Origin of the sequence: Streptomyces mesophilus (assembly GCF_011044995.1) — a bacterium.
In the GTDB taxonomy this organism is placed as follows: domain Bacteria; phylum Actinomycetota; class Actinomycetes; order Streptomycetales; family Streptomycetaceae; genus Streptomyces; species Streptomyces mesophilus.
Genome location: NZ_JAAKZW010000324.1, coordinates 1 through 7,072, shown reverse-complemented (window position 1 = coordinate 7,072; position 7,072 = coordinate 1). Strand labels below are relative to the sequence as shown.

Here is a 7,072-nt window from a genome sequence, read left to right as displayed (position 1 = left end):
ACGGTGGGGCGCCCCTCGCGAGAGGGGCGCCCCACCGTCGTATGTCTCAGAAAAACACCGACCGCCGCTGCACCAGCAGCTTGTACAGCGTGTGCTGTATCTGCTCCCGCACCTGATCCGTCAAGTTGAACATCAGCATCGGATCCTCCGCCGCCTCCGGCGGATATCCGTCCGTCGGGATCGGCTCCCCGAACTGGATGGTCCACTTCGTCGGCAGCGGCACCGCCCCCAGCGGCCCCAGCCACGGGAAGGTCGGCGTGATCGGGAAGTAGGGGAACCCGAGCACCCTGGCCAGCGTCTTGGCGTTGCCGATCATCGGGTAGATCTCCTCGGCCCCGACGATCGAGCACGGAATGATCGGCGTCCCGGCCCGCAGCGCCGTGGAGACGAAACCGCCCCGGCCGAAGCGCTGCAGCTTGTAGCGCTCGCTGAACGGCTTGCCGATCCCCTTGAACCCCTCGGGCATCACCCCGACCAACTCACCGCCCTCGAGCAGCCGTTGGGCGTCCTCCGCGCAGGCCAGCGTATGTCCGGCCTTACGGGCCAGCTCATTGACCACCGGCAGCATGAAGACCAGGTCCGCGGCGAGCAGCCGCAGATGACGCTGATGCGGATGGTTGTCGTGCACGGCGACCTGGAGCATCAGACCGTCGAGCGGCAGCGTCCCGGAGTGATTGGCGACGATCAGGGCGCCGCCGTCCGCGGGGATGTTCTCGATGCCTTTGACCTCGACCCGGAAGTACTTCTCGTACACGGGACGCAGCAGCGACATCAGGACCTGGTCGGTGAGCTCCTTGTCGTAACCGAACTCGTCGACGTCGTAATCGCCGGTGATCCGCCGCCGCAGGAACTGCAGCCCCCCGGCGATCCGCCGCTCCCAGCCGCCGCCTCCGCCGGTCTGCGCGGGCGCCTGCGCCGGCTCCGGGGCGAGCGGCGGCTCGGCGGCCGCGGGCACCGGCTGCACACCGGCCGGCCGCTCCGCGGGCCCACGCGCCTCCCGTACGGCGACGGGCTCGCCCGGCCGCCGGCTGCGGCGCCGCGACGGCCCCTTGGCGCCACCGCGCGACCGGTCGTCGTCGAACGGGATGACCTTGGCGTCCGCCATTGCCCTTACGCTCCTCAGTTGGCGCTCTGCGTCGGGTGCTTGCCGCTGTCCGCACCGCCCGTGAACGACTGTGCGCTGTCGGCGATCCGGTCGACCGCCCGGGCCAGGGCCTGGGGCGGCAGCAGCCCGGGCCCACGGCTGCTCGCGAAGTCCGCGAAGGCCTCCGCGGTGCTGTACTTCGGCCGGAATCCCAGTGTCTCGCGCATCTGCGCCGTCGAGACGACCCTGCCGTGCGTGAGCAGCCTCACCTGCTCCGGCGAGAAGTCCGTGAGCCCGACGGTCCGCAGCGCGGTGCCCGCCCAGGTGACCGCGGGGAGCAGCACCGGGACGGTCGGCCGGCCGAGCCGTCGCGAGCACTGCGAGAGCAGCAGGACGCCGTCGCCGGCGACGTTGAAGGTGCCGCTGTTGAGCGTCCCGCGCACCGGCTCGTGCGAGGCGATCCGCAGCACCTCGATCACATCGTCCTCGTGCACGAACTGAAGCCGCGGGTCGTAGCCGAACACGGTCGGAAGCACGGGCAGCGAGAAGTACTCGGTGAGCGGGGTGTCCGCGGTCGGCCCGAGGATGTTCGCGAAGCGCAGCACACAGACGGCCACATCGGGCCGGCGCCGTGCGAAGCCCCGCACATAGCCCTCGACCTCCACCGCATCCTTGGCGAAACCGCCGCTGGGCAGCGACTTGGGCGGGGTGGTCTCGGTGAACACGGCCGGATCGCGCGGCGCCGAACCGTACACATTCGTCGAGGACTTGACCACGAGCCGCTTGACGGTGGGCGACTTCTGGCAGGCACCGAGCAGCTGCATGGTGCCGATGACGTTGGTCTCCTTGACCGAGCCCCGGCTGCCGCCGCCGAGCGGGGTGCCGCTGACGTCCATGTGCACCACGGTGTCCACGGAGTGCTCGGCCAGTACGCGGGCGATCGCGGGCTGGCGAATGTCCGCCTGCACGAAGTCGGCGCCGCCCAGATGGTGCTCGGGGGACGCGGCGTCCACGGCGATCACCCGGTCCACCTCGGGGTCGCGCTGGATCCGCCGTACGAAACGACCGCCGAGCTGCCGGGCCACCCCGGTGACGAGCACGACCTTGCCCAAGATCAGCTCCTGCCTTCCCCGTAGAACCGCTCCTCGCCGCGCCTTGGCCACCGTATCGGGTGGGTGTTGCGCTGTGATGACCGCGCGGTGTGCGAAGTGCCCAACGCCACAGACGGGTACCCAGCAAGGCCGGGAAAACGGCTGTGGCCCTCCCACCAAGACGGTGGGAGGGCCACAGAGCGCTGTTCCAGTGGTCGCTTACTTCTTGTTGCGACGCTGGACGCGAGTGCGCTTGAGCAGCTTGCGGTGCTTCTTCTTGGCCATCCGCTTACGCCGCTTCTTGATAACAGAGCCCACGACTACCCTCGCTCACTTCTCTTCACTCGGTGCGGGGCAGACTAGGCCCACACGACCTACGAGGGCCAAGCCTACCCGCCCGAGCTCGAAGCCCGTAATCGAGGTTCCGAAGGAGCCCCGATCAGGCCGTCTCCACCCCCACATAGGAATCGCGAAGGTACTCGTGAACCGCGTTCTCCGGGACTCGGAAGGACCTCCCCACCCGGATCGCGGGCAGATGACCGCTGTGCACCAAGCGGTACACGGTCATCTTCGATACGCGCATCACCGAGGCGACTTCCGCCACGGTCAAGAACTGAACCTCCGACAGAGGCCTCTGGTCAGCAGCCATGACACACCTGAACCTTCCGCACGCGGACGGGCACCGGCTTCCCCTTCCGGTGACTCCTCGTCGCCACGCGCTCACTCCCCAGAGTAGGGGCGGGTGATGCGAGTGGGGAAGAGGTGCTGCAATCAGCCGCCTACTGTGACAGACCCGCCCGATTGAGTACGTAGCGAGTAAGCGGTCGGTAGTAATCAGACCGCACAGCGTCATCAAGCGGAACGGCGACGGACACGCGCCCCTCCGCCTCTCCGACGAACAGCGCGGGATCATCCGTATCTGCCAGGCCGATCGCCTCAATACCCAGCTGACCTGCACCGCAGACCCAGCCGTGGTCCCCGACGACCAGCCCCGGCAGCGGTCCGCCGGCGGCTGCGGCCGCCCCGAGCGCGGTCCGAACCGGCAGTGGTGAGTGGGAATGTGCGCCCGGCTCACGCCCCGCGCCCTCCACGCCGGCGTCGCGCACCAGCGCGACTCCTCGTACGTAATCAAGGTTGTACGTGCGTAGACCAAACCGAGTCGTTATGTCGACAGAGCAACCCTGCGCAGGGGTGAGAACAGTACATCCAGCCGCCGAGAGAGCGTCTGCCAAGTCGCCGTAGAACCCGAGCAGTCGGTGCGGATGACCGGTCCCGATCAGCACCGGCTCACCACGCTCCGCAGCCGCCACGAGCCGGTCGGCGAAGGCGTCGAGGCCCGCGAGGGTCCGGTCGGGGTCGATGACGTCGGGCCCTTCGTGGTCCGACGGATCCGGCGACACCCCGCACTTGTCGGCCATCAGCGCCAGCAAATCCCGCGTGCTCCAGGCCCATTCGGGATCCAGCCCGAGCAGCATTCTGGGGTCTCGGGCCGCGAACAGCCGATAGCTGTGCAGGGACTGTTCGCGCGAGGTGGCGACGGGACCGGCGAGCCGGGCCGCCAGAAGGTGTGCGCGTAAGGCGCCGGGGCTCAACACGCCTAGATGCTGGCGCACTTGAAGCAGCGAGGGCCCCAAAACCCAGTAAATGCCCCACAGTTGGGCTAACGCCCCGTACCCTCAGGGCAGCATTCCCCGCTGTGGGAACACGGCCCGCCGCGTGGCCAGAATCGTCTGGTCGAGCCGGTCCGCCGGGTCGTAGCCCTCGGACCAGTCCAGCCACTTCGGCGTTCGGCCGTCCGTCATCCGCTGCGGCGCCAACTGCCGGGTCCGTGCGAAGACTTGGTGCCGCCATTCCTCGGGCACCTCGGCCGTCGGCTCGATCGGCCGGCCGGCGGCGATCGCCGTCAGATGCGTCCAGGAACGCGGCACCACGTCGACGATCGCGTATCCCCCGCCCCCGAGCGCGAGCCACCGCCCGTCCGCGTGCTCGTGCGCCAGGTCGTGGCAGGCCGCCTGCACCATGCGCTGGGCGTCCAGGGAGATCGCGAGATGCGCGAGGGGATCCTCGAAATGCGTATCGGCGCCGTGCTGCGTGACAAGCACCTGCGGCCGGAAGTCCTCGATCAGCTCGGGCACCACGGCGTGGAAGGCCCGCAGCCACCCCGCATCGCTCGTCCCGGCCGGCAGCGCCACGTTCACCGCGCCGCCCTCACCGTCCCCGGCCCCGGTCTCCTCCGGCCAGCCGGTCTGCGGGAAGAGCGACCGCGGGTGCTCGTGCAGCGAGATCGTCAGAACGCGCGGATCCTCCCAGAACGCCGCCTGCACCCCGTCCCCGTGGTGCACGTCCACATCGATGTACGCGACCCGCTCGGCGCCCAGCTCGAGCAGCCGCGCGATCGCCAGGGACGCGTCGTTGTAGATGCAGAACCCGGCCGCCGACCCCGGCATCGCATGGTGCAGCCCGCCCGCGAAGTTCACGGCATGCTCCGCCTCGCCCCGCCAGATCGCCTCGGCCGCGGCCACGGACTGCCCGGCGATCAGCGCGGAGGCCTCATGCATCCCCGCGAAGGCCGGATCGTCGATGGTCCCGATCCCGTACGAGGTGTCGGCCGCGTCCGGATCGGCCGACGCGGCCTTCACCGCCGCGATGTAGTCCTCGCGGTGCACAAGGCGCAGCGTCGAATCCCCGGCCGGCTGTGCGGCCACCACCTTCAGCTCCTCGTCCAGGCCGAAGGCGCCGATCAGCTTTCTGGTCAGGTCGAGCCGTACGGGGTCCATCGGGTGCTCGGGCCCGAAGTCGTACCCCGTGACTGCGTCATCCCACATCAACTGCGCGCGGCCGCTCATGCCCCTCACCGTATCGGTCGTCCTCGGGCGCGAAGGAGCGGGCGTAGAACAGCGTCAGGAGCACCAGCGCCATCGGCACCAGCATCGCCCCGCGATAGCTCCACGCGTCCCCGAGAGCACCGACCAGCGGCGAACCGATCAGGAACCCCACGTAGTTGAAGATGTTGAGCCGCGCGATCGCGGTGTCCGAGGCCCCGGGGAACATCCGCCCGGCGGCCGCGAAGGTCTGCGGCACCAGGACACACAGCCCGAACCCGACCAGGGTGAACCCGGCGATCCCCATCCACGCCCCCTGCGCGGCAGCCACCACCACGAACCCGAGCGCGGCAAGCACAGTCCCGAACCGCACCACCGGCACAGCACCGAACCGCCGGACCCCGAAGTCCCCCACGGCCCGCCCGATCAGCGTCGTCACCATGTAGACGTTGTACGGAACGGTCGCCACCTCGTCCGAGCTGCCGAGCACGTCCTCCAGATACTTCGCGCTCCAGTTGGAGACCGTCGAGTCCCCGATGTACGCGAAGGTCATCACCAGGCACAGCGGCAGCAGCGCCTTGAACACCACCGGCTGCGCGGCCCCCTTGACCCGCACCTGCTCCGCGGCGGTCCCGCCCCGCACATACCACCGGCTCCCGACCAGCGCCGCAGGCAGCAGCGCCACCACCACGGGCAGATACGAGACGAACAGCGAGAGATCCCAGTGCGCCCCGGCCCACGCGAGCGAGGCCCCGACGATCCCGCCCAGGCTGTACGCGGCGTGGAACCCGAGCATGATGCTCCGCCCGTACGCGCGCTGCAGACTCACCCCGATCATGTTCATCGAGGCGTCGAGCGCGCCGACCGCGAGTCCGAACGCCCCCAGCGACAGGGCGACTTCCCACAGCTCGCTGCCGGCGCCGACCCCGAGCAGGGAGAGCAGCACCACCGGCTGTGACCACCGCAGCACGAGCCGCGGATCGATCCGCTTCACCAGATGCTCGGTGGCCACACTGCCGACCCCCGCGAGGATCGGCACAGCGGCGAGAAAAGCGGGCAGCAGCCCGTCGGATATCCCGTACCGGTCCTGGATCGCCGGGATACGGGTCACGAGCAGCGCAAAGGCCACGCCCTGCACGAAAAAGCTGAACGCCAGCGAAACCCTGCCATGCCGCAACCGCGCATCTGTCATGGCCGCACAGCGTAGGCCCCCGGGCTACCCACGGGTAGATGATCAGCGCAGCAATTCGAGCAGCTGCCCCATGTCGAAGAAGTACGCGTTGGCCCCGGCCAGCCGCTCGGAGGACGTCATCGCCGTATACGCGTACACATCCATCCCCGCGGCCTGCGCGGCCTGCACCCCGAGCGGGCTGTCCTCGACGACGGCACACCGGTCGGGCGAGACACCCATCCGCTCGGCTGCGTGGAGAAACAGATCCGGCGCGGGCTTGCCCTTCCCGACATCCTCGGAGCTGAAAATCCACTCCTCCTCGAACCACTGGTCGAGTCCGGTCTTCCGGTGTCCTACGCGGATCCGCTCGTGGCTCCCGGAAGAGGCCACACAGTACGAGACACCCTCGGCGGTCAGCTTCCCGAGCACGTCCTCGGCGCCGGCGACGGGCGTGAGCTCCCGCTCGAAGGCCGAGAACACCCGCTGGTGCAACGTGTCGTCGAAGTCGGCCGGCAACTCCTGCCCACTCCGCTCCCGCACGAGGTCATGCACACGGTGCACGGCGGCCCCCATGTAATCCCTGAGGGAGTCTTCATACGTGGTGGGGTGCCCGAGCTCGCTCAGGTACTGGGCGAGGATGGTGTTGGAGATCGGCTCACTGTCCACGAGGACGCCGTCGTTGTCGAAGATGACCAGGTCGTAGCGCATACCTCGAACTGTAAACGGACACAACGCAGAAAAGCCTCAACCCCCGGACAATGTCCGGGGGTTGAGGCTTTATCAAATTTAGTTCGGCGGCGTCCTACTCTCCCACAGGGTCCCCCCTGCAGTACCATCGGCGCTGTGAGGCTTAGCTTCCGGGTTCGGAATGTAACCGGGCGTTTCCCTCACGCTATGACCACCG

Annotated in this window: 8 protein-coding genes and 1 rRNA gene; all 9 read right to left on the bottom strand. The window is 68.9% G+C overall.

The window, feature by feature from the left end; genetic code table 11:
• Positions 1–46 precede the first annotated feature (46 nt).
• A complete protein-coding gene (locus tag G6045_RS38050; protein ID WP_165336813.1) occupies positions 47–1,105 on the bottom strand; it encodes a lysophospholipid acyltransferase family protein in 1,059 nt (352 codons plus the stop codon).
• 14 nt (positions 1,106–1,119) lie between these two features.
• Positions 1,120–2,196: an NAD-dependent epimerase/dehydratase family protein gene (locus G6045_RS38045; protein WP_165336812.1), complete on the bottom strand. Its 1,077-nt coding sequence runs from the start codon at positions 2,194–2,196 to the stop codon at positions 1,120–1,122.
• A 198-nt stretch (positions 2,197–2,394) separates the two neighbouring features.
• Positions 2,395–2,493 (bottom strand): 30S ribosomal protein bS22, encoded by a 99-nt coding sequence (locus G6045_RS38040; protein ID WP_003948845.1) that lies wholly within the window; start codon positions 2,491–2,493, stop codon positions 2,395–2,397.
• Positions 2,494–2,614: 121 nt separating this feature from the next.
• Entirely contained in the window at positions 2,615–2,824 is a 210-nt protein-coding gene (locus G6045_RS38035) for a helix-turn-helix domain-containing protein (RefSeq protein ID WP_165336811.1), read from the bottom strand.
• Positions 2,825–2,954: 130 nt separating this feature from the next.
• A complete protein-coding gene (locus G6045_RS38030; protein WP_165336814.1) occupies positions 2,955–3,770 on the bottom strand; it encodes a phosphatase in 816 nt (271 codons plus the stop codon).
• Positions 3,771–3,851: 81 nt separating this feature from the next.
• On the bottom strand, positions 3,852–5,021 hold the full coding sequence (locus G6045_RS38025; RefSeq protein WP_165336810.1) for an acetoin utilization protein AcuC: 1,170 nt from the start codon (positions 5,019–5,021) through the stop codon (positions 3,852–3,854).
• Positions 4,990–6,189 carry an MFS transporter gene (locus G6045_RS38020; RefSeq protein WP_165336809.1) on the bottom strand — a complete coding sequence of 400 codons (1,200 nt, stop codon included), beginning with the start codon at positions 6,187–6,189 and terminating at the stop codon, positions 4,990–4,992. The genes G6045_RS38025 and G6045_RS38020 overlap by 32 nt, the downstream gene beginning before the upstream one ends.
• Positions 6,190–6,231: 42 nt before the next feature.
• A complete protein-coding gene (locus G6045_RS38015; RefSeq protein ID WP_165336808.1) occupies positions 6,232–6,876 on the bottom strand; it encodes an HAD family hydrolase in 645 nt (214 codons plus the stop codon).
• Between the two features lie 81 nt (positions 6,877–6,957).
• A 5S ribosomal RNA gene (rrf, locus tag G6045_RS38010) occupies positions 6,958–7,072 on the bottom strand; the annotation flags it as partial.